The 23,327-nt window shown below is 58.5% G+C and carries 20 protein-coding genes and 4 riboswitches; of the genes, 19 read left to right on the forward strand and 1 reads right to left on the reverse strand.

Translation table 11 applies throughout. The features are described 5' to 3' along the window. Positions 1 to 36: 36 nt before the first annotated feature. Complete coding sequence (locus BLT01_RS05395; protein ID WP_092095465.1) at positions 37 to 1,164, reverse strand: methionine biosynthesis PLP-dependent protein; 1,128 nt, start codon at positions 1,162 to 1,164, stop codon at positions 37 to 39. A 91-nt stretch (positions 1,165 to 1,255) separates the two neighbouring features. Further along, a riboswitch (SAM riboswitch) is annotated at positions 1,256 to 1,362 on the reverse strand. Positions 1,363 to 1,547: 185 nt separating this feature from the next. Between BLT01_RS05395 and BLT01_RS05400 the strand changes: the two genes are divergently transcribed. The 19 genes from BLT01_RS05400 (at position 1,548) to purF (ending at position 23,318) form a co-directional block, all read left to right on the forward strand. Continuing rightward, positions 1,548 to 2,114: an NADPH-dependent FMN reductase gene (locus BLT01_RS05400; protein ID WP_092095468.1), complete on the forward strand. Its 567-nt coding sequence runs from the start codon at positions 1,548 to 1,550 to the stop codon at positions 2,112 to 2,114. A gap of 117 nt (positions 2,115 to 2,231) precedes the next feature. Continuing rightward, the gene (locus tag BLT01_RS05405) at positions 2,232 to 2,411 is read left to right on the forward strand and encodes a hypothetical protein (RefSeq protein ID WP_092095470.1); all 180 of its coding nucleotides are present in this window, start codon (positions 2,232 to 2,234) and stop codon (positions 2,409 to 2,411) included. Positions 2,412 to 2,612: 201 nt separating this feature from the next. Then, entirely contained in the window at positions 2,613 to 3,329 is a 717-nt protein-coding gene (locus BLT01_RS05410) for a hypothetical protein (protein ID WP_092095473.1), read from the forward strand. A 197-nt stretch (positions 3,330 to 3,526) separates the two neighbouring features. Continuing rightward, positions 3,527 to 5,008, forward strand: a complete 1,482-nt coding sequence (locus BLT01_RS05415; protein WP_092095476.1) for a nicotinate phosphoribosyltransferase — start codon at positions 3,527 to 3,529, stop codon at positions 5,006 to 5,008. Between the two features lie 33 nt (positions 5,009 to 5,041). Beyond that, the gene (nadE, locus tag BLT01_RS05420) at positions 5,042 to 5,869 is read left to right on the forward strand and encodes an ammonia-dependent NAD(+) synthetase (RefSeq protein ID WP_092095479.1); all 828 of its coding nucleotides are present in this window, start codon (positions 5,042 to 5,044) and stop codon (positions 5,867 to 5,869) included. A 619-nt stretch (positions 5,870 to 6,488) separates the two neighbouring features. After that, positions 6,489 to 7,388: an AAA family ATPase gene (locus BLT01_RS05430; protein WP_092095819.1), complete on the forward strand. Its 900-nt coding sequence runs from the start codon at positions 6,489 to 6,491 to the stop codon at positions 7,386 to 7,388. After that, on the forward strand, positions 7,385 to 8,584 hold the full coding sequence (locus BLT01_RS05435) for a DUF58 domain-containing protein (RefSeq protein ID WP_092095485.1): 1,200 nt from the start codon (positions 7,385 to 7,387) through the stop codon (positions 8,582 to 8,584). Before BLT01_RS05430 ends, BLT01_RS05435 begins: the two co-directional genes overlap by 4 nt. Beyond that, entirely contained in the window at positions 8,581 to 10,758 is a 2,178-nt protein-coding gene (locus tag BLT01_RS05440) for a DUF4129 domain-containing transglutaminase family protein (protein WP_092095488.1), read from the forward strand. Before BLT01_RS05435 ends, BLT01_RS05440 begins: the two co-directional genes overlap by 4 nt. A 34-nt stretch (positions 10,759 to 10,792) precedes the next feature. Further along, positions 10,793 to 10,894: riboswitch (purine riboswitch) on the forward strand. A 105-nt stretch (positions 10,895 to 10,999) separates the two neighbouring features. Beyond that, complete coding sequence (guaA, locus tag BLT01_RS05445; protein WP_092095491.1) at positions 11,000 to 12,553, forward strand: glutamine-hydrolyzing GMP synthase; 1,554 nt, start codon at positions 11,000 to 11,002, stop codon at positions 12,551 to 12,553. Positions 12,554 to 12,800: 247 nt separating this feature from the next. Further along, a riboswitch (purine riboswitch) is annotated at positions 12,801 to 12,902 on the forward strand. 104 nt (positions 12,903 to 13,006) lie between these two features. Next, positions 13,007 to 14,347 (forward strand): NCS2 family permease, encoded by a 1,341-nt coding sequence (locus BLT01_RS05450; protein ID WP_092095494.1) that lies wholly within the window; start codon positions 13,007 to 13,009, stop codon positions 14,345 to 14,347. Positions 14,348 to 14,468: 121 nt separating this feature from the next. Beyond that, positions 14,469 to 14,996: a DUF2179 domain-containing protein gene (locus tag BLT01_RS05455; protein ID WP_092095497.1), complete on the forward strand. Its 528-nt coding sequence runs from the start codon at positions 14,469 to 14,471 to the stop codon at positions 14,994 to 14,996. After that, positions 14,993 to 15,184 (forward strand): NETI motif-containing protein, encoded by a 192-nt coding sequence (locus BLT01_RS05460; RefSeq protein ID WP_092095499.1) that lies wholly within the window; start codon positions 14,993 to 14,995, stop codon positions 15,182 to 15,184. Before BLT01_RS05455 ends, BLT01_RS05460 begins: the two co-directional genes overlap by 4 nt. 181 nt (positions 15,185 to 15,365) lie before the next feature. Further along, positions 15,366 to 15,465: riboswitch (purine riboswitch) on the forward strand. 164 nt (positions 15,466 to 15,629) lie between these two features. After that, positions 15,630 to 16,118, forward strand: coding sequence for a 5-(carboxyamino)imidazole ribonucleotide mutase (gene purE / locus BLT01_RS05465; protein ID WP_092095502.1), 489 nt, complete (start codon positions 15,630 to 15,632; stop codon positions 16,116 to 16,118). After that, a complete protein-coding gene (gene purK / locus BLT01_RS05470) occupies positions 16,115 to 17,233 on the forward strand; it encodes a 5-(carboxyamino)imidazole ribonucleotide synthase (protein WP_092095504.1) in 1,119 nt (372 codons plus the stop codon). Before purE ends, purK begins: the two co-directional genes overlap by 4 nt. A gap of 16 nt (positions 17,234 to 17,249) precedes the next feature. Next, positions 17,250 to 18,548, forward strand: a complete 1,299-nt coding sequence (gene purB / locus BLT01_RS05475; protein ID WP_092095506.1) for an adenylosuccinate lyase — start codon at positions 17,250 to 17,252, stop codon at positions 18,546 to 18,548. Between the two features lie 220 nt (positions 18,549 to 18,768). Then, entirely contained in the window at positions 18,769 to 19,023 is a 255-nt protein-coding gene (gene purS, locus BLT01_RS05480) for a phosphoribosylformylglycinamidine synthase subunit PurS (RefSeq protein WP_063181450.1), read from the forward strand. Beyond that, a complete protein-coding gene (purQ, locus tag BLT01_RS05485; RefSeq protein WP_092095509.1) occupies positions 19,020 to 19,706 on the forward strand; it encodes a phosphoribosylformylglycinamidine synthase subunit PurQ in 687 nt (228 codons plus the stop codon). The genes purS and purQ overlap by 4 nt, the downstream gene beginning before the upstream one ends. Next, positions 19,690 to 21,921: a phosphoribosylformylglycinamidine synthase subunit PurL gene (purL, locus tag BLT01_RS05490; RefSeq protein ID WP_092095511.1), complete on the forward strand. Its 2,232-nt coding sequence runs from the start codon at positions 19,690 to 19,692 to the stop codon at positions 21,919 to 21,921. Before purQ ends, purL begins: the two co-directional genes overlap by 17 nt. Further along, positions 21,897 to 23,318: an amidophosphoribosyltransferase gene (gene purF, locus BLT01_RS05495; RefSeq protein ID WP_092095821.1), complete on the forward strand. Its 1,422-nt coding sequence runs from the start codon at positions 21,897 to 21,899 to the stop codon at positions 23,316 to 23,318. The genes purL and purF overlap by 25 nt, the downstream gene beginning before the upstream one ends. Positions 23,319 to 23,327: the final 9 nt, after the last annotated feature.

Genomic DNA, 23,327 nt, shown 5'->3' on the forward strand with positions numbered 1-23,327 from the left:
GATTCCTCTTTTCGTTTTAGTTGGTTGTGGTTCGGTTCATGCTGATGGCTGCCCGGCTTTTGCCGCGGCCAGCCGGAATGCGTGCTTCAGATCATCGATCAGGTCTTCCGCGTCCTCGATGCCGACGGACAGCCGCAGAAGCGTGCTGTCGATGCCGCGCCGCGTCCGTTCTTCCAGCGGGATGTCCGCGTGGGTCTGGGTGGACGGATAGGTGATGAAGCTTTCGACGCCTCCGAGGCTTTCCGCGAACGCGATCAGCCGGAGTTCTTCAAGCAGGGGGGAGACAATGGCGGGATCCGCCGTCCTGAATGACAGCATGCCGCCCTGTCCGGGATAAAGCACCTTTGACACCGCAGGCTCCCTTTCCAGGTAGGCGGCGATCTCCTTGGCGTTTGCCTCGTGCTGCTTCATGCGGAGCGGAAGTGTTTTCAGACCGCGGATGACGAGCCAGGAGTCGAACGGCGAGAGAACCGCACCTTCCGCATTGTGCTGTGCGGCAAGCCGTTCACAGAGCGTTTCCCCTTTTGCGACGACGAGCCCGGCCAGCACATCATTGTGGCCGCCGATGTATTTTGTCGCGCTGTGGATGACGATGTCCGCGCCCAGTGCGATCGGCTTTTGCAGAATCGGTGTGTAGAACGTATTATCGACGATCAGCAGGAGGCTGTGCTTTTTCGCCATTTCTGCATAGGCTTTGATATCGATTTCCTGCATCAGCGGGTTTGTGGGGGATTCGATGAAAAGCGCTTTTGTCGTGCCCGTGACGGCCCGTTCGACTTCATCAGGATTGCCGAACGTCAGGTAGTCGACCGGGATGCCGTATTGCTTCCGGTAATGCTCCAGAAGCCGGTAAGTCCCTCCGTACAAGTCCTCCGGCGCAAGGATGCCATCGCCGGGGCGGAAAAGAGACAGCACAAGGCCGATTGCCGCCATGCCGGAACTGCAGGCAAATGCCGCATCGCCTTCTTCCAGTTCCGCAAACCCTTCTTCAAGGAGGGCACGGGTCGGGTTTTTCGTACGGGTGTAGTCGAAGCCGGTGGATTGCCCGAGTCCGGGATGCTCGTAGGCGGTGGACAGGTGGATCGGCGGGTTCACTGCGCCCGTTCGCGGGTCGGTCCGGTTTCCCAGCTGTGCCAGGAGGGTGGCGGTCTTCTTGTTGGTCATGGGGAGATCATCCTTTCATGAGTGGAGTGGGAAGGGAATATAAAAAGAGCCCTCCGAATAAGAAGAGGGCCCTGCGGATTCACAGATGGTCTTCTTATCTTCCGGAACCTTGCGGGATCCGCTGGAAGTAGCACCTTTGCCTTCCGGCTGGTTGCTGAGACATCATAGGGCCAGTCCCTCCGTCTCTCTGGATAAGAATTGCTGGATTCAATTGTTTGAAAAAAATGATTGCTCTCACTTTAGCATCCTTTCAGGCGGCCGGCAAGCCTTTTTTGAAAATGGCGAATAATTTCCCGGTGAGCAGTTTTTCGGATAGATTGCACCTTTTCGTATATGATAACTGAGGACTGTAAAACAGAATGACCAAAAGGAGTTTTTGAACCATGCCGATAAAAGTAAAAGCCATCATCGGGAGCACCAGCTCCGCTTCCTATAACCTGAAAGTCGTCGAGTTCATGCGTCAACGATATGCGGACCGCCTGGAGATCATGCCGGTCTTCATCAATGCGCTCGAGCCGTTTTCGATCGATAACGAAAACAATCCGCCCGAAAACGTCGTTGAATTCAAGAAAGACGTGGCTGATTCGGACGCGGTGCTTTTCGCCGTGCCGGAATACAACTTCTCCATCCCGGGCCAGCTGAAAAATGCGATCGACTGGATGAGCCGGGGCGAACTCGTACTGAACAATAAGCCGGCGTTCATCATCGGGGCGTCGATGGGCGTGCTCGGATCCGTCCGTGCCCAGCAGCACCTGCGCGAAATCCTGTCGAACCCGAACCTCGCTCCCGCGATTCTGCCGCAGAACGAAGTTTATATCGGGGCCGTCCATGAAAAACTGGACGAAGCGGGCAATCTGACAGACAAAGGGACCGTCGCGTTCCTTGACATTGTCGTCGACAACTTCATCAAGTTTTACGAGAAGGAAAAAGCGGCTTCTGCTGCTGACTGACCGTACCGCCTATCCGGCTTTGCCGGATGGGCTTTTTTATAAGCCGTCCATGGCTGATTGCTTCCGGACACATGGGGGTAAACTCCATTTGAGAGATCTACGGAAGGAGCGATTTTCATGAACGGAAAAAAAGACCGTGCCGGCAAGGCGGAAGACCAGGCGCTCGGACCGGACGACAACAACGACTTCACCGGCATGCCGGACAAGCAGATGCCGGACCTTGAGCCTGACCAGGACCCGGAAGGACAGGTCGAACAGGCAGAACAAAGCCTCAAGCGGGACAAGGGCGGGGAATAACCCATTCCGGTTTCCGAAATAGGGGATAAACTCCCATGGGCCGCACGGCGATTGACACCGTGCGGCTTTTCATATGCACAAAACGGGCGAAATCATCGCAGGGCACCGATAGATTCGCCCGAGCTGCTGCTGGCTCCCTGAATACAGTGATAGAGCAAGGTGGAAAGGCCTTGCGAGAAAAGAGCGGAGGAGGTGAGAAGCATGCAAAAAAAACAACAACTGATGGCGATGATCCGGGATGAGATGCCCCACATTTTGCGCGGCATTGACGAACAAATGGTGGCTGCAAGAGCTGCAGGGGAGATGGAAGAAGTCCGGGAACTTCACGCACTCCGGTCAGAACTTGCCCAGGTCGATACGACCGGTATTTTCGACCGCCTGGTATTCGACTTGGCGACATTCACTCTGCCCGAAGCATCGATTGTAGATCAGCCCAATAACCGTCCGCCGTTCATCATCCGGCCGAGAACGGATGCCCAATTGGAATGCTGCCTTGCAGAAGCAGACACGGCAAGCGGAGCAGCCCGGGAAAACGGAGGGTACTACGATCCATGCGGCTGTGGCCCGGGTCCGGTCCCGGCAGATCCATTCGACCTCAAAGCCTGCGGGTTCATTAACTGGTACCTGAGGTTCTTCCTGAACACGACACTGATCAGAAGAAACGAGACTTGCGGCAGTACGAACAGGCTGCCATTCACTGCAACCGGCACCACCTGTGTGGACAACGTCCTTTGCAGGAATGTGGAGGATCTGGCAAGGTGTCCCGAAGAAGATCTTTGCAAAGTCCGCTCCATCGCAATCCGCTGCAAAGATTGCCCGCTTGCCCAAGCCTTGGTCGACAACAAACAAATCGTCACGTACCTGATCATCTTCCTTCTGCCGCGATGCGAATCCGCTGCAGCCAACGGAGCCCTGTGACGCACCATCCGGTAAAACAGAGGAGCCTGCCCGAAAAGGGGGGCTCCTTTTCCAGATTGGCGCAATCATTCGTCAAAATGATGCAAAGCCGGTCCTTCCGCGGCATCATCTGCCTCTGGTTGGGCCGGGTGGTGGAAGGGTATAGTCATGTTAATATATAGTTAGTGTAAATTCTGAACGTGGAAGAAGGGATTCTGATGTCGATGAAATACGCAGACGACAGTCTGATGCTCCATACAGACTTGTATCAGATCAATATGGCCGAGACGTACTGGGCGGACGGCGTCCATGAGCGGCGCGCGGTTTTCGATCTGTATTTCCGCAAGTTGCCGTTCGGGAACGGTTATGCCGTGTTTGCCGGGCTGGAACGGGTATTGGAATACTTGAAGGGGTTCCGCTTCACGGAAAGTGACCTGGCCTATCTTCGGGATGAAGTGGGCTACCGGGATGATTTCCTGTCGTATCTGGCAGACCTCCGTTTTACCGGAGATGTCTACTCCATGGTCGAGGGGGAGCTGGTTTTCAGCAATGAGCCGATCATCCGGATCGAGGCGCCGCTGATCCAGGCACAGCTCGTCGAAACCGCGCTTCTGAATATCGTCAATTACCAGACACTCATCGCAACAAAGGCAAGCCGGATCAAGCAGGTCGTGAAAGACGATGTCGTCATGGAGTTCGGATCGCGCCGCGCACAAGAGATGGACGCAGCGATCTGGGGCGCCCGCGCTGCCGTGATCGGCGGTGTCGAGGCGACGAGCAACGTCCGGGCGGGTAAGCTGTTCGACATTCCGGTCGCCGGAACGCACGCCCACTCGATGGTGCAGGCGTATGAGAGCGAGTATGAAGCGTTCCACGCGTACGCGCGCAGGCACAAGGATTGTGTGTTCCTGGTCGATACGTACGACACGATCAAGATCGGCGTGCCGACCGCCATCCGGGTGGCGAAGGAACTCGGTGACAAGATCAACTTTATCGGCATCCGGCTCGACAGCGGGGACATCGCCTACCTGTCGAAGGAATCCCGGCGAATGCTGGATGAGGCCGGTTTTCCGGATGCCAAGATCATCGTCTCGAACGACTTGGATGAGTACACGATCATGAACCTGCAGATGCAGGGGGCGAAGGTGGATCAGTGGGGGATCGGAACAAAGCTGATCACCGCCTACGACCAGCCGGCGCTCGGCGCGGTGTACAAACTCGTCGCGATTGAGAATGACGCAGGCGTGATGGAGGACCGGATCAAAATCTCTTCGACCGCCGAAAAAGTGACCACACCGGGCGTCAAGAAAGTGTACCGGATCATCGACCGGGAAAACGGACGGGCGGAAGGCGACTACATCACCATGTGGGACGAGAAGCCGGAAGAGGAAGAACGCATCAAGATGTTCCACCCCGTCCACATATTCATCTCGAAGTTCGTGACCAACTTCGAAGCGGTGAATCTTCACCAGCACGTTGTCCGCGAAGGGGAGATCGTCTACGAGCTTCCGGAGCTTACGGAAATCGTGGAGTTTGCCCACGGACAGCTTGGCCTTCTTTGGGACGAGTACAAGCGCTCGCTCAATCCGGAGGAATATCCGGTCGACCTTAGCCAGAAGTGCTGGGACAACAAGATGCGGAACATCCACGAGGTCCAGGATCGCATCCGTGAATTCCAGGCAAACGGAACGGAAGGCTGACCCCCGGCTGAGTTTAAAGGAGGAAGAAGCACCATGACATTGCAGGAAGAGATTATCCGAGAGCTGAAAGTAAAGCCCGAGATCGATCCGCAGGAAGAGATCCGCGTGTCGGTTGAGTTCATGAAAGACTACGCGCGTGCCCATCCGTTTCTGGAAGGGTTCGTGCTCGGCATCTCCGGAGGCCAGGACTCGACGCTCGCCGGCAAGCTTGCCCAGATGGCCGTGGACGAGCTGAACGAAGAGGAAAACACCGAACGGTATCAGTTCCATGCAGTCCGTCTCCCATACGGCGAGCAATTTGACGAACAAGACGTCGATGACGCCATGGCGTTCATTTCGCCATCCGAATCGTACCGGGTCGACATCAGGCCGGCGGTCGATGCGAGTGCCGCAGCATTGGCAAAAGCGGGCGTCCCCCTCGTCGATTTCGTGAAGGGGAATGAGAAAGCGCGCGAGCGGATGAAGGCACAGTTTGCCATCGCCGCAATGAAAAAGGCCGTTGTGATCGGCACCGACCACGCCGCGGAAGCGATCACCGGCTTCTATACAAAGTTCGGCGACGGCGCAGCCGACATCATGCCGCTTTTCCGCCTGAACAAGCGGCAAGGCCGGGCGTTGCTGAAGGAGCTCGGATGCCCAGAGCACCTTTATAACAAGGTCCCGACCGCCGATCTCGAGGAAGACCGCCCGGCCATCCCGGACGAAGTCGCCCTCGGCCTGACCTATGATGACATCGACGATTACCTGGAAGGCAAGACAATCTCTCCGGAAGCGCGGGAGAAACTGGAAGACTACTACCTCAAATCCCGCCACAAGCGCCACCTTCCGATTAACGTCTATGATGATTTCTGGAGAAACTGATGAACGAGCCCCAACCCGCCTGGCTGCCTGCCGGCGGGTTTTATTGATTGCCGTGGAGGAAGAAGACGGCCTGGCTTGTGCCCTGTGCCGGTTAGGTTTCGCCATTCAGGCTTCCGGTTTCGTCATTTGGGCTCCCAGTTTCGTCATTCGCCCGCGCAGTTTCGTCATTCCCGCTCCCGGCTTCACCATTCATCCGACCAGTCCCTTCGCTTGTTCCAATGTCGCCACCCGACCCATCCAACCCGCCACCTTTGTCTCCGATTCCGGCACCCAGGGCATCGTCCCCCCACCGAGCCCCCAACCTCCGCCACTTCGCTTGAAGTCTCATCATTCCTGCGCCCAGTTTCGTCATTCAGGCTTCCAGTTTCATCATTCGCCCGCCCGGTTTCATCATTCACTCCGCCAGCCGCGTCACTCGCGCGCCCAGCCTCCTGCCCGAAACCATTTCATCCTCCTTTGGAACCTCCTCAGATTGACCCATGACGTGCCTTCCACTAAACTGAAAACAGACTATATAATTTCCAGCAGACCGGCCGGGAAACCGGATAAAGACAGGGGGAACCCGATAGTGGAGGAACACGGAAAACTGCTTAAAGTCATTGAAAATATCGAACAGGTGATGATCGGGAAACGCGAGGTGGCGGAACTGAGCGTGGTCGCCCTTCTCGCTGGAGGGCATGTGCTGCTTGAAGACGTTCCTGGTGTCGGGAAGACGATGATGGTGCGGGCGCTGGCGCGGTCCGTCGGGGCCGATTTCAAGCGGATCCAGTTTACCCCGGACCTGTTGCCGTCCGATGTGATCGGCGTCTCGATTTATCATCCGAAAGAGATGGAGTTCCGGTTCCGTCCGGGCCCGATCATGGGGAATATCGTGCTTGCCGATGAAATCAACCGGACATCGCCGAAAACGCAATCAGCTCTTCTGGAAGGGATGGAAGAAGCTTCCGTTACGGTCGATGGCCGGACACTGGCGCTTCCGGACCCGTTTTTCGTCATGGCGACGCAGAACCCGATTGAGCATGAAGGCACATATCCGCTTCCGGAAGCGCAGCTGGACCGGTTCCTTCTGAAAGTGAAGATGGGCTATCCGGGCCGCGAGGATGAAGTGGAAGTGCTGCGGCGCGCGGAAAAGCAGCCGCCGATCGAGCGGATCGAGCCGGTCATCACGCTTGATGAACTGAGGGACATCCGAACCCGCGCTGCGGAGGTGTCTGTAGATGACACCGTAAAGGGTTACATTGTCGATCTGGCCGAAAGCACCCGGAAAAGCCCGGATATCCGGCTCGGCGTGAGCCCGCGCGGTTCGATTGCACTCATGCGCTCGGCGCGTGCACTCGCGTTCCTGAAAGGCCGTGATTATGTATTGCCGGATGATGTCCAGCATCTTGCGCCCTATGTATTCAGCCACAGGATGATTCTGCAGCCGGAAGTCCGCTACGAGGGAATTGACGCGGAGGAATTGGTGGAACGCATCGTCATGAGAACGAAAGTCCCGGTCCGGAGAGCCGGCACGCGATGAAGCCGTTTCTCCGCAAGGCGGATCCGCTGTTCCGCCTCATCGGGATCATCGTCGTTCTGGCCGGGGCCTTTGCCTACGCCCGGTTCCAGGGCGGTGCCGTCAGCTGGACGGTGTTTTACATGGTGCTGCCGTTCGGCCTATATGGAATTTTTCTGTACATCTATCCGCTGCGGGCGGTCACCGCGGAGCGGGAAGTGGGCCGGCGGGAAATCCCATACGGCAGTCCGCTCAGGTCGACAGTCCGGCTCCAGCGGCGATTCATGTTCCCGCTTCTCTACATCTCCGTGAAAGAGGTCGCACAAAGCGCCACACAGATTCCGATGCCTTCGACGCTGTTTGTCTGGGGATTCCGCAGACGGAAGGAATGGACGTATGAGACCGCGCCGCTAAAGCGCGGGGAGCATGTGCTGGAAGGAATCGAAATCGAGGCGGCGGACTTTTTCGGGTGGATGCGGAAACGCCGCTTCATCCCCCTCCGCCAGACCGTCACCGTCCTGCCGAAGGTGACCGACATGCGGGAGGTCCCGTCCGCGGCATCCGAAGAACGGGGCAGCGCGGCAGCCTCATTTGCATCCGTAAAGGAATCATCAGTCGCGACAGGAATCCGCGACTATCAGCCGGGGGACCGGCTGTCGCGCATCCACTGGCCGGCGTTCGCCAGGACGGGGGAGCTCCACTCGAAAGAGCTTGAAGACAGGCGGGCACAGGACCTTCTGCTCGTCCTGGACGGCTCGCCGTCCCCGCAGTTTGAGGAACAGGTCGGCTTCGCGGCGTCCATCCTGAAAAAGTCGGTTGAAACGCACTCTGCCGCAGGCTTCCTGAGCCTCGGGGAGTCGGGAATGGCTATCCCCCGTGTGGAAGGGCCGGACAGCCTCCGGTCGGCGATGCTTCACCTGGCGCGGTTCAGCCCAACGCCTGCCGGAGGGCATCTGCCGCCGGCGGGCAGCCGTTCGCTTGCCGCGGCCCGTACGATGACCGTCATCACGGGACCGCTCACGGAGGCTTGGGTGGCCGCATTTCTCCGGGAAGCCCGGCAGGTTTCCGGCGGCATCCTCTTTTCCGTACTCGGGAAAGGGGAGCATCCGGGACGCGGTGCCCTGGAAGCCGCGCGGGCAGCCATTGCCGCCGGATTTGACGTCCGGTTCATCACGGAACGGGAATTCGGGGAACCGGAAAGGGGGGAGATGGGCAGATGAGCCAGAAAACGGTTGACCGGTTGTTTTTGGGTCTCATATATATGCTGGTCGTCCTCCTCGTCAGGGAGTGGCTGCTGCCGATCACCGAATTGACCGGGACAGGCCATATCACGCTGTTTGTCATCTTTGTCGCGCTTTGCTTTGCCTTCCCGCTTTTCGGTGCGCCCTGGTGGGTATCAGGCCCGGCCAAGCTGATTTATGCTGTCTGGTTTGTCGCCCATGCCCACATGGACGGTCCGGCGACGCCTGTCGCATCTGTGTCGTTTTTCCTCAGCGACCTTGTCCGGAATGCCGGGCTTCTTGTCACGGGCGAGCTCGGAAGGATCACCGACCCATTCCGGACGGTGCTGTTCCTCGCACTTCTCTGGATGGCGTCCTACCTGATCCAGTATTGGATCAACCTCAAGATGTCCGTCCTCATTTTCTACGGAATGACGGTCATCTTTATCACGGTGCTGGACACATTCAGCCCATACAGTGCGGATGCGGCGATTCTCCGCATCCTGGTGATCGGGTTTCTGCTGCTCGGGCTCACGTTCCTCGCGAAGCTGGCGGATAACCAAAGAAAGCGGCCGGGCCTGCCGGCATTTCTGCTCATGACGATTCCGCTGCTCGTGCTGGTCACGGCGGCGGGCGCGGTGAGCCAGTTCCTGCCGAAGTCCGATCCCGCCTGGCCGGACCCTGTCCCGTTCATCAAGTCGTTCGCCGAAGGGGCGGGTGACGGACTCGGGCGCGGTGCCGGGAAGATCGGCTACGGCGAGGACGACACGATGCTCGGAGGGCCGTTTGTCGGCGACGACACGGTCGTCTTCGAAGCGACGGCGGAGCGGGGCCAATACTGGAAAGTCGAGACGAAAGACACCTACACGTCGCGCGGCTGGATCCATTCCTCGGAAGAGCAGGAACTGCTCCCGGTCGGTGAAGAGAGGCCGATCGATGAGCCGCTGCTTGCGGGTACGACCCGGGGGGAGGACACGGCGACGCTTTCGATGCAACTGGACTTTGAGTTCATCGTGAGGCCGTATGGTTCGACGATTCCGGAAGGCCCCGAAGGCACCGATTTCCTGCAGGAAGCCGGCACGGGAAAGGTCATTCCGTTCGTGAACAATGCGCCTGCCGTGCTGGACGCGTACAGCGTGGCCTATGAGGAGCCGGCCTACAGCCTGACCGCCCTCCGGAACACGGCGCCGGATACGCTTCCGGAAGGGGAGTTTGCCCAGTACCTGCAGCTGCCGGACGGCCTGCCGCAGCGCGTCCATGACCTGTCCCTTGAAATCACGGGCAGGGAAGAGACGCTATACGGGAAAGCCCGCGCGGTCGAGCAGTACTTCAGGCAAAACGGTTTCGTCTATGACCAGGCCAACGTCGCTTCTCCGGGAGCCGGAGAAGATTTCGCCGACCATTTCCTGTTCGAGACAAAGCGCGGATACTGCGATCACTTCTCGACGTCGATGGTCGTCCTTCTCCGCTCGGCAGGCGTTCCGGCCCGCTGGGTAAAGGGCTTCAACGAAGGCGAGGAAATCGGCCGCAATGATGCCGGCCGCCAGTTCGAGGTCACGAACAACAACGCCCACTCCTGGGTGGAAGCGTACATGCCGGGTGTCGGCTGGATGCCGTTCGAGCCGACGATCGGTTTTGACGGAGCGGGCGGCATCGACTACGACCTGGATCTTGAAGAAATGACGGAAGAAGAAACACAGGAGATGGACGAAGCGGCCAAGCCGGAACAGGCAGAAAAGGAAAAAACACCGGCCGCCTCCAAAGGGGAAGGCTTCTGGAAATCCCTCGGCGGCCGGATCGCGGAAAACAGCCGCGCCATCTACATCGGGCTTGCCGTGCTCGCGGCGGCGGCGCTTGCCGCTTTCCTTCTGCGGGACAAATGGCTGCCGAGAGTGATGGTCGCCCGGTTCCGGAAACGGGAGCTCGACCGCGAAGGATTCGAGCGGTCGTATGGCCGGCTGCTCGGAAGGCTCCGGCGCTACGGCCTTCCGAAGGAGGACGGAAAGACGCTGTCCGCCTATGCGCGCGAAGTGGACGCGCACTTTGGCGGGAGCGACATGAGGCGACTGACCGAAGCATACGAGTCGGTCGTTTATGGCGGCCGGGACACCGTCCTCCATGAACAGGCGGTACGGGAAAGTTGGGAAAATTTAATCAACAGGACCACCGGTTGATTTTCGGGGCGGCAAGAGGTAAACTGACTAAAAATCGGATAGACCGGGTCGCCCTCATATAAGTCCGGAAATATGGTCCGGATGTCTCTACCAGGCCGCCGTAAATGGCCTGTCTATGAAGGCGGATGCCATACGTGCGTGCACGGGGCATCCGCTTTTTGGATGGAGATGAGAACGCGCGGAAGCTTTTTTCTGCGCGTTTTTATATTGACCCGGTCTGACAGGAAAAGGTGGAATACACGTGTCTGCAGAATCCCTCTTGCTGGAACAGGAAAAAATCGTCGTCCTCGATTTCGGCAGCCAGTACAACCAGCTCATCACCCGCCGCATCCGTGAGTTCGGCGTTTACTCCGAGCTTCACCCGCATACCGTCACCGCAGAAGACATCAAAGGGATGAACGCGGCCGGCATCATCTTCTCCGGCGGCCCGAACTCGGTCTATGGCGAAACGGCCTTCACCGTCGATCCGGCCATCTTCGACCTCGGCATCCCGGTGCTCGGCATCTGCTACGGCATGCAGCTCATGGCCCATCACTTCGGCGGCAAGGTGGAACGGTCGTCCCGCCGCGAGTATGGCAAGTCCGAGATGAACGTCGAGGAAGGCGCAAGCCTGTTCGAAGGCCAGCCATCCGACCAAGTCGTCTGGATGAGCCACGGCGACCATGTCACTTCGGTACCGGAAGGGTTTGTGACGGTCGCGACCAGCCCGAGCTGTGCCATTGCGGCGATGGAAGACCCGTCCCGCGGCATGTACGCGGTCCAGTACCACCCGGAAGTCCGCCATTCCGTCAACGGCAACGACCTGCTCCGCCACTTCGTTTTCGGGATCTGCAAGGCGGAAGGCGGCTGGACGATCGGCAACTTCATCGACCTCGAAATCGAAAAGATCCGCCAGGAAGTCGGCGACAAGCAGGTGCTCTGCGCGCTGAGCGGCGGCGTGGACTCCTCCGTTGTCGCAGCCCTCATCCACCGTGCGATCGGCGACCAGCTGACGTGCATGTTCGTGGACCACGGCCTGCTGCGCAAAGGCGAGGCGGACAGCGTCATGGAGACGTTCGTCGGCAAGTTCGATATGAAAGTCATCAAGATCGACGCGCAGGAACGCTTCCTTTCGAAGCTGGCGGGCGTGTCGGATCCCGAGAAAAAGCGCAAGATCATCGGCAACGAGTTCATCTATGTGTTCGACGAGGAAGCGGCCAAGCTCAAGGACATGGACTTCCTTGCGCAGGGCACGCTTTACACGGACATCATCGAATCCGGTACGGCGACCGCCCAGACGATCAAGTCGCACCACAACGTCGGCGGCCTTCCGGAAGACATGACATTCAAGCTCATCGAACCGCTGAACACGCTTTTCAAGGACGAAGTGCGGGCACTCGGCTCGGAACTCGGCCTTCCGGATGAAATCGTCTGGCGCCAGCCGTTCCCGGGACCGGGCCTCGGCATCCGCGTCCTCGGCGAAATCACCGAAGAAAAGCTGGAGATCGTCCGTGAATCCGACTTTATCCTGCGCGAAGAAATCGCAAAAGCTGGCCTAGACCGCGATATCTGGCAGTACTTCACCGTGCTCCCCGACATCCGCAGCGTCGGTGTCATGGGCGACGAGCGCACGTACGACTACGCGATCGGCATCCGCGCCGTCACCTCAATCGACGGCATGACATCCGACTGGGCGCGAATCCCTTGGGATGTGCTTGAAAAGATCAGCACGCGACTCGTCAACGAAGTGGACCACATCAACCGCGTCCTCTACGACGTCACGAGCAAGCCGCCTGCAACGATTGAATGGGAATAACAAAAGCGGAGGGCGCCTGATCAGAGGCGACAAGCATAAGGCGGGACGCAGAGCGAAGCCAGCTTCGCGGCGCGGCACGACTTATGACCTCGAGCCTCTGGCGCCCGCAGCTGGATGAAACAAAAGCGGTCGACAAATCCAGCCTGATGATTTGAATTTATCCAAAAACGAACATTACCCTGTAAATATTGGGTAATGTTCGTTTTCTATTGCGCTTCTATCGTTATTCCGCTATACTCTCTTTATCATCAAACATAATTTTACCCGTCGTATAATACCGGAGATAGGGTCCGGAAGTTTCTACCGAGCCGCCGTAAATGGCTCGACTACGATCGGGGGCGTGCTTATTTGCATTTTCTGCATTTGGCGCGCCTCCTTTCCGGTAGGGCATGCGACAGATTGTTGCATGCCCTTTTCCTGTTTTCGGCAAGGCGGACAAAATAGGAGGCACTCATGAAAAACTATTTCAACTTCGATGAACTCGGCACGAATTACCGCCGCGAGATCATCGGCGGCCTGACGACGTTCCTGTCGATGGCGTACATCCTCGTCGTCAACCCGCTCACGTTGTCGCTTGAGTCCGTACCGGACCTTCCGGCGGACATGCGCATGGATGCGGGAGCGGTCTTTGTTGCCACTGCGCTCGCGGCTGCCGTCGGTTCCCTGTTCATGGGGCTCATCGCCAAATATCCGATCGGCCTGGCGCCGGGGATGGGCCTGAATGCGTTCTTCGCCTATACCGTCATCCTCACGTACGGCATTCCGTGGCAGACGGCGCTCACCGGCGTCCTGTTTTCGGGAATCATCTTTATCCTCCTGTCACTGTCGGGCCTGCGTGAAAAAATCATCAATGCCATCCCGTCTCAGCTGAAGTTTGCGGTCGGGGCGGGGATCGGGCTCTTTATCGCCTATCTCGGTTTCCAGAACGCGGGCATCATTGCGAACCATGATGCGACGCTTACTGGTCTTGGTGACCTGTCGCAGCCGGCGACGCTCCTTGCCATCTTCGGTCTGATCCTGACCATCAGCCTCATGGTGCTGAATGTGAAGGGCGCCATTTTCTTCGGCATGCTGATCACTGCGGTCGTCGGCATGATCTTCAAAGTCGTCCCGCTTCCTGATGGCGTTGTCGGAGCCGTTCCGGATGTGAGCCCGACATTCGGCGCTGCGTTACAGCCGCTTATGAATGATCCGGCATCCCTGATGACGATCCAGTTTCTCGTAGTCGTCCTCACCTTCCTGTTCGTCGACTTTTTCGATACGGCGGGAACCCTGATTGCCGTCGCCCAGAAAGCGGGCCTCATGAAGGGCGACAAGTTGCCGCGTGCCGGAAAGGCGCTTCTGGCGGATTCCCTTGCAACGGTAACCGGCGCCATTTTCGGCACCTCGACGACAACGTCCTACGTCGAATCGACCGCCGGGGTGGCGGCCGGTGCCCGGACCGGGTTTGCAGCCGTCGTCACCGGTGTCATGTTCCTTGTCTCGCTGCTGTTTTATCCGCTCTTGTCGGTCATTACATCAGCTGTCACTGCACCGGCCCTCATCATCGTCGGCGTATTGATGGTGTCGGCGCTCGGCCATATCGAATGGAACCGGTTTGAGGTTGCCGTTCCGGCATTTCTCACGGTCATCATGATGCCGCTCGGCTACTCGATCGCCACGGGGATCGCAATCGGCTTCATCTTCTACCCGATCACGATGATCCTGGCGGGCCGGCGCAAGGAGATCCATCCGATCATGTACGGCCTGTTCCTGATCTTTGTTGCGTATTTCGTCTTTGTTCAGGGCAGATGATCCATACCGCTCCTTCCGTCAAACGGAGGGGAGCGGTTTTTTTGATTGATTCCCTTGTCCGGAAAGGGCAGTTCCGATAACATTGGGGGCAACGGCACAGAGCGGGAAAGGGGGATTCGATATGACGATGGTGCTGATCATCTTCGCGATCAACGTCGTGTACGTGACGTTCTTCACGGTACGGATGATCTTGACACTGAAAGGCTACCGTTATGCGGCCGCCGGGCTCAGCATGGTGGAGATCGTGATTTATGTCGTCGGGCTCGGGCTTGTTCTGGACAACCTGAATGAAATCCAGAACGTGATCGCCTACGCGGTCGGCTATGGGACAGGCGTCATTATCGGCTCGATGATTGAAGAAAAGCTGGCCCTGGGCTACGTGATGGTCAATGTCATCACCGAAGACATCGAGCGCAAGATGGTCCGGGTGATCCGCGAGAACGGTTATGGCATCACCGACTGGGAAGCGAACGGGCGCGACGGAGCGCGTCACGCGATGCAGATCCTGACCCCGAAACGCTATGAACTCAAGCTTTACATGCTGATCAAGGAACTTGATCCGAAGGCATTCATCATTACATACGAAGCCCGGAACATCCATGGCGGCTTCTGGGTCAAGCAGGTCCGGAGAGGAAAATTATTCAGATGAGCAAAAAAACCGTATGGTTCGAAGTGCAGGAAGGCGAGACGATCGAACAGTGCCTGGAACGGATGCAAAAAGAAGGCTACATGGCCGCCGGCCGCAAAGAAGAACCGGTTTTCGAAGAGCGGAACGGAAAACCCGTCCCCATCCGCCAGCGGATCCGATTCAAAGGTGTGCGTATAGAAGAATCCTAAGCTTATCCCGGTGAAGCGCCGGGATTTTTTGATTGAAATTCGAGAATTCCCTTTGCCGTCATATGAAGTAAGGGGACAGCGCTTTCATGCAGAATGCCGAATAAATACGAACGATCTATGACGTTCTAAAATTTATTGTTCGGTTATTGCGTTGACTTCAATAAAAACCACTGTTAAAATAAAACACGTTAAGAACATTCCCCATATATCCCGAGGAATCGGCCTCGGAGTCTCTACCCCGGCACCGGAATGCCGGGACTATGCGGGAAAGCGGATTTCAGGACTCGGAATGGAAGGTGTGCGACGCATGGAAATGATCATGACGCTACCGACTTATCTGAACATGTTCAGGTCCCGGATCGACTGCTTTCCTCCTATTGAATAGGAAGCAGTCTATTCGGGGCTTTTATTTATTGGCGGCAAACTGCCGGAAGGAGCGATTGCAATGGACGTGAAAGTGGGCGTCATCATGGGAAGCAAAAGCGACTGGGAAACGATGAAGAAAGCATGCGATATCCTGGACGAACTGGGAGTCGGATACGAGAAGAAGGTCGTCTCCGCGCACCGAACGCCGGATGAAATGTTCACCTATGCGGAACGGGCACATGAGCGGGGAATCGAAGTAATCATCGCGGGGGCGGGGGGCGCAGCCCACCTGCCGGGAATGGTCGCCGCAAAAACGCTCGTGCCGGTCATCGGCGTTCCGGTCAAGTCGCGCGCGCTGAGCGGCATGGACTCGCTCCTGTCCATTGTCCAGATGCCGGGCGGCGTCCCGGTCGCGACAATGGCGATCGGCGACTCCGGCGCTACAAACGCCGGCCTATTTGCGGCTCAGATGCTCGCAGTGCATGACGAAGCGCTCTTGGGACGCATCCAAGAGCGGCGCAGCCGGCTGGCGCACCAATCCATTGAAAGCACAGGTGATCTTGTATGACGACCATTCTTCCGGGACAGACAATCGGCATCATCGGCGGGGGACAACTGGGCCGGATGATGGCCCTTTCCGCCAAGGAAGCCGGCTTCCGCATCGCAGTGCTTGACCCGGCGGAAGACTCTCCGACAGGCCAGGTGGCCGATGTGAAAATCGTCGCCCCATACGACGACGAAGAAGCGCTCGACCGCCTGGCGGAAGTGAGCGACGTCATCACCTTTGAATTTGAGAATATCGACTACGAAGGCCTAAAGCGGCTCACCGGGAAAGCATACGTCCCGCAGGGCGCGGAAATCATCCGCATCACCCAGGACCGGATCGCGGAAAAAGCGGCGATCCACGATGCGGGCGCACCGGTCGCGCCCTATGTGGAAGCCCGGACATTTGAAGAGCTGAAGGAACGCATCGGAGAGATCGGCTTCCCGTGCGTCGTAAAGACCGCACGTGGCGGTTACGACGGCAAGGGGCAGGTCATCCTGAAAGAGGAATCCGAACTTGCCGGAGCGGAAGAACTGTTCACCCATTCAGCATGTGTGGCTGAGAAGTTCATCCCATTCAAGATGGAAATCTCGGTCATCATCCAGCGCGGCACGAACGGCGAATCCCGCTGCCTGCCGGTTCAGGAGAACATCCACAAAAACCATATCCTGCACGAGACGATCGTCCCGGCACGGATCGCGGATGCTACGGCTGAGGCCGCCATCACAGCGGCCGGGCAGATCGCCGACCACCTGGATCTGATCGGGACGCTGGCAGTCGAGATGTTCGTCCTCGAAGACGGCAGCATCCTCATCAATGAGCTTGCGCCGCGCCCGCACAACTCGGGCCACTATTCGATCGAGGCATGCACGATTTCCCAGTTTGGCCAGCACATCCGCGCCATCTGCGGATGGCCGCTCCGCACGCCGGAGCTCCACCGCCCGGCAGTCATGGTGAACCTGCTCGGCCAGCACGTCGCGCCTGTCCTCGATGCCATCCCGGACCAGCCGGACTGGTCGGTTCACCTGTACGGCAAGGCCGGGGCCAAGCACAACCGCAAGATGGGCCATGTGACCATCCTTGCAGATGATAATGAAGAAACGCTTCGCCGGATCGACGAAAGCGGAATCTGGCGCTAATGGAGGAAAAAACCGAATGATTGAACGCTATACACGCCCCGAAATGGGCAATGTCTGGACAGAACAAAACAAATACAATGCGTGGCTGGAAGTCGAAATCCTCGCATGCGAAGCATGGGCGGAGCTTGGCGATATCCCGAAGGAAGACGTGAAAAAACTCCGGGAAAACGCCTCGTTCGACGTAGCGCGAATCGAAGAAATCGAGAATGAAACCCGCCACGATGTCGTCGCCTTTACACGCGCGGTATCCGAAACGCTTGGGGAAGAGCGCAAATGGGTCCATTACGGCCTCACGTCAACGGACGTCGTCGACACGGCGCTCTCGTATCTCATCAAGCAGGCAAACGAAATCATCCGGAAAGACCTGCACAACTTCAACGACATCCTCGCTGCGAAGGCGAAAGAGCATAAGTACACCGTCATGATGGGCCGCACGCACGGCGTGCACGCGGAGCCGACGACGTTCGGACTGAAGATGGCCCTCTGGTACGAAGAAATGAAGCGGAACCTTGAGCGGTTCGAAGCGGCGGCTGCCGTGATTGAAACGGGCAAGATGTCCGGCGCGGTCGGCACATTCGCCAACATTCCGCCGTTCGTCGAAGAGTATGTGTGCGAGCGGCTCGGCCTCGCGCCGGCGCCAGTGTCCACACAGACCCTCCAGCGTGACCGCCACGCCCAGTACATCTCGACACTTGCACTGATCGCGACATCGATCGAGAAGTTCGCAGTTGAGATCCGCGGACTTCAGAAATCGGAGACGCGCGAAGTCGAGGAATTCTTCGCGAAGGGCCAGAAAGGCTCGTCCGCAATGCCGCACAAGCGCAACCCGATCGGCTCCGAGAACATGACCGGCCTGTCCCGCCTGATGCGCGGCTACATGGTCACCGCCTTCGAAAACGTCGCCCTCTGGCATGAACGCGACATTTCGCACTCGAGCGCGGAGCGTGTCATCATCCCGGACGCCACGATCACGCTGAACTACATGCTGAACCGCTTCGGCACCATCGTGAAGAACCTCACCGTCTTCCCGGAAAACATGAAGCGCAACATGGACCGCACGCTCGGGCTCATCTACTCCCAGCGCGTCCTTCTGTCGCTCATCGACAAAGGCATGGCACGAGAAGCAGCCTACGACACCGTCCAGCCGCTCGCGATGCAAGCCTGGGAAGAACAGGTTCCATTCCGGGACCTCGTCGAATCCGACCCGGTCATCTCCGAAAAACTGACCAAAGAAGAACTCGACGACGCCTTCGACTACAACCACCACCTCCAGCGCATCGACGACATCTTCGAACGCTGCGGGCTGAATGACTGACAGAGAGTAACCCGATGGACGGCAATACATTTTCTTGAAATTGATTAAACGCAGCGCAGGGCTCGAAGACTCCTGCGGGAAAAGCGGGACAGCCGAGACCCCGCGGGCGGGACGCCGAGGAGGCTTGGCGCCCGCCCGCGGAAAGCGAAGAGCCCGGAGCGGAGTATCTCCGCACTTCATCTAAACCACCACACACTCACCAATTGGGAGGCCAACCAAAATGAAAAAAGCAAATGTGTACGTGACGCTCCGTGAAAGTGTAATCGATCCTCAGGGGACAGCAGCCATCAACGTCCTCCACGCCAAAGGCCATGACAACGTAAAAGACGTCCGCATCGGCAAATACATCGAACTGACCATCGAAGACACGGGGCAAGATCTCGACACGGCCGTCAGGGAAATGTGTGAAAAGCTCTTCGTGAACACCAACGTCGAAGACTACCGGTACGAAGTGCTGGAGGTTGAAGAGGCATGAAATTCGCCGTCATTCAATTTCCCGGATCCAGCTGCGACCTCGACCTCTACCATGCCGTAACCGACGTTCTTGGAGAAAAGGCGGAATACGTCCCTCACCATGAAACGGACCTGTCCGCGTACGACGCCATCCTCCTGCCGGGCGGCGCTTCCTACGGCGACGCCGTGCGTGCGGGAGCCCTCGCGCGCACAGCGAGCATCATGGATGCCGTCATCGCTGCAGTGAAAGAAGGCAAGCCTGTCCTCGGGGTGGGCAACGGCTTCCAGATCCTGACGGAAGCGGGCCTGCTGCCGGGCGCATTCCTCAAGAACCGTGACCAGAAATTCATCTGCCGCAACGTCAAAGTCCAGGTCGTGAACAACCGCACCCTGTTCACAAGCGAGTACACCGAGGGCGAGGAGCTCAACATCCCGATCGCCCACGGCGAAGGCAATTTCTACTGCGATGAAGAGACCTACGGCCGACTCAAAGAAAACAACCAGATTGTCTTTGTTTACTCGGACGGCAATCCGAACGGATCCGTCGGTGACATAGCGGGCCTCGTGAACGAAAAGGGTAATGTCCTCGGCATGATGCCCCACCCTGAGCGGGCTGCCGAGTCCATCCTGGGCTCCGAAGACGGACTGAACGTATTCAAATCGATTGTGAATGAGTGGAGGGAATCCCATGCCAACCAAGCTTGAGCCGACGGCGGAACAAATCCGCGATGAACAGATCTACGCACAGATGGGCATGACCACGGAAGAATTCGAAATGGCGGTCAAGCTTCTCGGACGCCTGCCGAACTATACGGAAACCGGCCTGTTCTCCAGCATGTGGTCGGAGCACTGCTCGTATAAGAGCTCCAAGCCCGTTCTCCGCAAGTTCCCGACCGAAGGCCCACAGGTTCTCATGGGACCCGGCGAAGGCGCGGGCATCGTCGACATCGGCGATAACCAGGCAGTCGTCTTCAAGATGGAGTCGCACAACAGCCCATCGGCGATCGAGCCGTACGAAGGGGCAGCAACCGGCGTGGGCGGGGTTCTCCGTGACGTCTTCTCGATGGGCGCCCAGCCGATTGCGGCAGTGAACTCGCTCCGGTTTGGTGAACTCGACAACGACCGTGACCGCTGGCTGTTCGAGGAAGCCGTCGCGGGAATCGCCGGCTACGGCAACCGTATCGGCATTCCGACAGTCGCCGGTGAAATCCAGTTCGACCCTTCCTATGCAGGAAAGCCGCTCGTCAACGCGATGGCAATCGGCCTTCTTAACCACGAAGACATCCAGCGCGGCTTGGCTGCCGGCGTCGGCAACACCGTCATGTATGTCGGCGCGAAAACTGGCCGCGACGGAATCCACGGCGCAACTTCCTCGTCGGAAGAAATTTCGGATGACCCGGGCAAGGAACGCGCGCCGGTCCAGGCGGGCGATCCGTTTACTGAAAAACTCCTCATGGATGCATGCCTTGAACTCGTCAAATCCGACGCGCTCATCGGCATCCAGGACATGGGTGCGGCCGGCCTGACCTCTTCCTCCGCGGAAATGGCGTCAAAGGCAGGCTTCGGCATCGAGATGAACCTTGACCTCGTTCCTCAGCGCGAGGAAGGCATGACTGCCTATGAAATGATGCTGTCCGAATCCCAGGAGCGGATGCTGATCGTCGTTCAGAAAGGCCGTGAGCAGGAAATCATCGACCTGTTCGCCAAGTACGATCTTGAAGCGGTATCGATCGGCCAAGTCACGGAAGACAAGATGCTCCGCCTTCTCCACCAAGGCGAAGTCGTCGCGGAAGTCCCGGCCGATGCGCTTGCAGAGGATGCACCGGTCTACCACAAGCCGTCCCGCGAGCCGGAATACTTCCGCGAGTTCCAAGGGATGGAGCAGCAGGAGCCGGAAGTGGCCGACTACACGCAAACGCTGGTCTCCCTCCTGAAACAGCCGACCATTGCATCGAAGGAATGGGTGTACAGCCAGTTTGACCACCAGGCGCGCACCAACACGGTCGTAGCCCCCGGTTCGGATGCAGCGGTCGTGCGTGTCCGGGGCACGGAAAAGGGTCTGGCGATCACCGCCGACTGCAACTCGCGCTATATTTATCTCGATCCTGAAACAGGCGGGAAAATCGCGGTCGCGGAAGCGGCCCGCAACATCATTTGCTCGGGCGGCAAACCGCTCGCCATCACCGACTGCCTGAACTACGGCAGCCCGGACAACCCGGAAATCTTCTGGCAGCTTGAAAAGTCGGCCGAGGGCATCAGTGCGGCCTGCCTGGCGCTCGACGCGCCTGTGATCAGCGGGAACGTCTCCCTTTACAACGAACGCGGCGGCAAGCCGGTCTACCCGACACCGACGATCGGCATGGTCGGCCTTGTCGAGAACCTGGAACATGCGACCACTCAAACTGCGAAAGCGGCAGGGGACTTCGTATACCTGATCGGCGAGACAAAAACCGAATTCGGCGGTTCGGAACTGCAGAAAATGCTGAACGGCGGCAGCATCTCGGGCAAGGCGCCGGCGATCGACCTCGATGTGGAAGCGGCCCGCCAGGAAGCCCTCCTCGCGGCAATCCGTGAAGGCATCGTCCGCTCCGCGCATGATGTCGCGGAAGGCGGCGTCGCGGTTGCGCTTGCGGAAAAGGTGTTCGGCACCGGTCTCGGCGCAGAAGTGAAGCTCGACGGCCCCGCAGTCAGTGCGCTCTTCAGTGAAACGCAGTCCCGCTTTATCGTGACCGTCAAGCCGGAGCACGCGGCCCGCTTCGAAGAACTGGCTGCAGATGCACGGAAAATCGGTGAAATCACACAAGCGGATCGCCTGGCCATCCGCGACGCAGACGGCAATCTTCTGGTCGACCAGGACGTCACCCTGCTCGAATCCGCCTGGAAAGGGGCGATCCCGTGCTTAGTGAACTCAGAGGGCTAAATGAAGAATGCGGCGTGTTCGGCATCTGGGGCCATGACAATGCGGCCCAGATGGCGTACTACGGTCTCCATGCCCTCCAGCACAGGGGGCAGGAAGCGGCCGGGATCTGCACGGTGCATGACGGCCATCTGCTCGTCGAAAAAGGGGAAGGTCTCGTCAACGACGTGTTCCATGGCGACCGGCTCGACAAGCTGCCGGGCCATGCGGCGATCGGTCATGTCCGCTACACGACGGATGGCGGGCGCGGCATCGAGAACGTCCAACCTCTCGTGTTCCGCTCGACAACAGGAAGCCTGGCGATCGCGCACAACGGCAACGTCACGAATGCGGGGGAGCTTAAACGCCATCTTGAACGCCAGGGCAGCATCTTCCAGTCGACTTCCGACACGGAAGTCCTTGCCCATCTGATCAAGAAAAACATCAGCTATCCGCAAAATGAACGGTTTAAAAAGGCGCTTGCCCAACTGCAGGGCGCTTTCGCCTTCGTCCTCCTGACCGAGGATGCCCTTTATGTCGCCCAAGACCCGAACGGCATGCGCCCGCTGTCTCTCGGCTGCATCGGCGGGGAAACGTGGGTGGTCGCATCCGAGACGTCTGCATTCGACCTGATCGGCGCGGAGACCGTGCGCTCGGTCGAGCCGGGTGAACTCGTCATCATCGACGATGACGGCATCCGGAGCGACCGGTTCGCCCCTAAGACGAGCCGTGCGATCTGCTCGATGGAATACATTTACTTTTCCCGTCCCGACTCAGACATCGACGGCATCAACATCCACATGGCCAGGAAGCGCCTCGGCAAGCGGCTGGCCCAGGAAGTCACCATTGACGCGGATGTCGTCACGGGCGTGCCGGATTCCAGCATTTCCGCGGCCATCGGGTTTGCGGAGGAAAGCGGCATCCCGTACGAGATGGGACTGATCAAGAACCGGTATGTCGGCCGGACCTTCATCCAGCCGTCCCAGGAACTGCGGGAGCGCGGCGTCAAGATGAAACTGTCGCCGGTCCGCCAGGTGGTCGAGGGCAAGCGGGTCGTCATGGTCGACGACTCGATCGTCCGGGGCACCACGTCGAAGCGGATCGTCAAAATGCTGCGCGATGCGGGGGCGAAGGAAGTCCACGTCGCCATCAGCGCACCGCCGCTGATCGCACCGTGCTTCTACGGCGTCGACATCAGCACCGACTCCGAACTGATCGCGACAGGCCGCACGCCTGAGGAAATCTGTGAACTGATTGGGGCGGACTCGCTCCAGTTCCTGTCGGCGGAAGGGCTGATCGAAGCGGTCGGACGGAACGATGGCGATCCGAACCGGGGCCACTGCCTCGGATGTTTCACAGGCAACTACCCGACGGACATTTTCGCGGACACGAAACTGCCGCATGAAAAGGAACGCGTTTAAGAGGAGGCC

This window comes from Bhargavaea beijingensis (assembly GCF_900101985.1).
GTDB lineage: Bacteria > Bacillota > Bacilli > Bacillales_A > Planococcaceae > Bhargavaea > Bhargavaea beijingensis.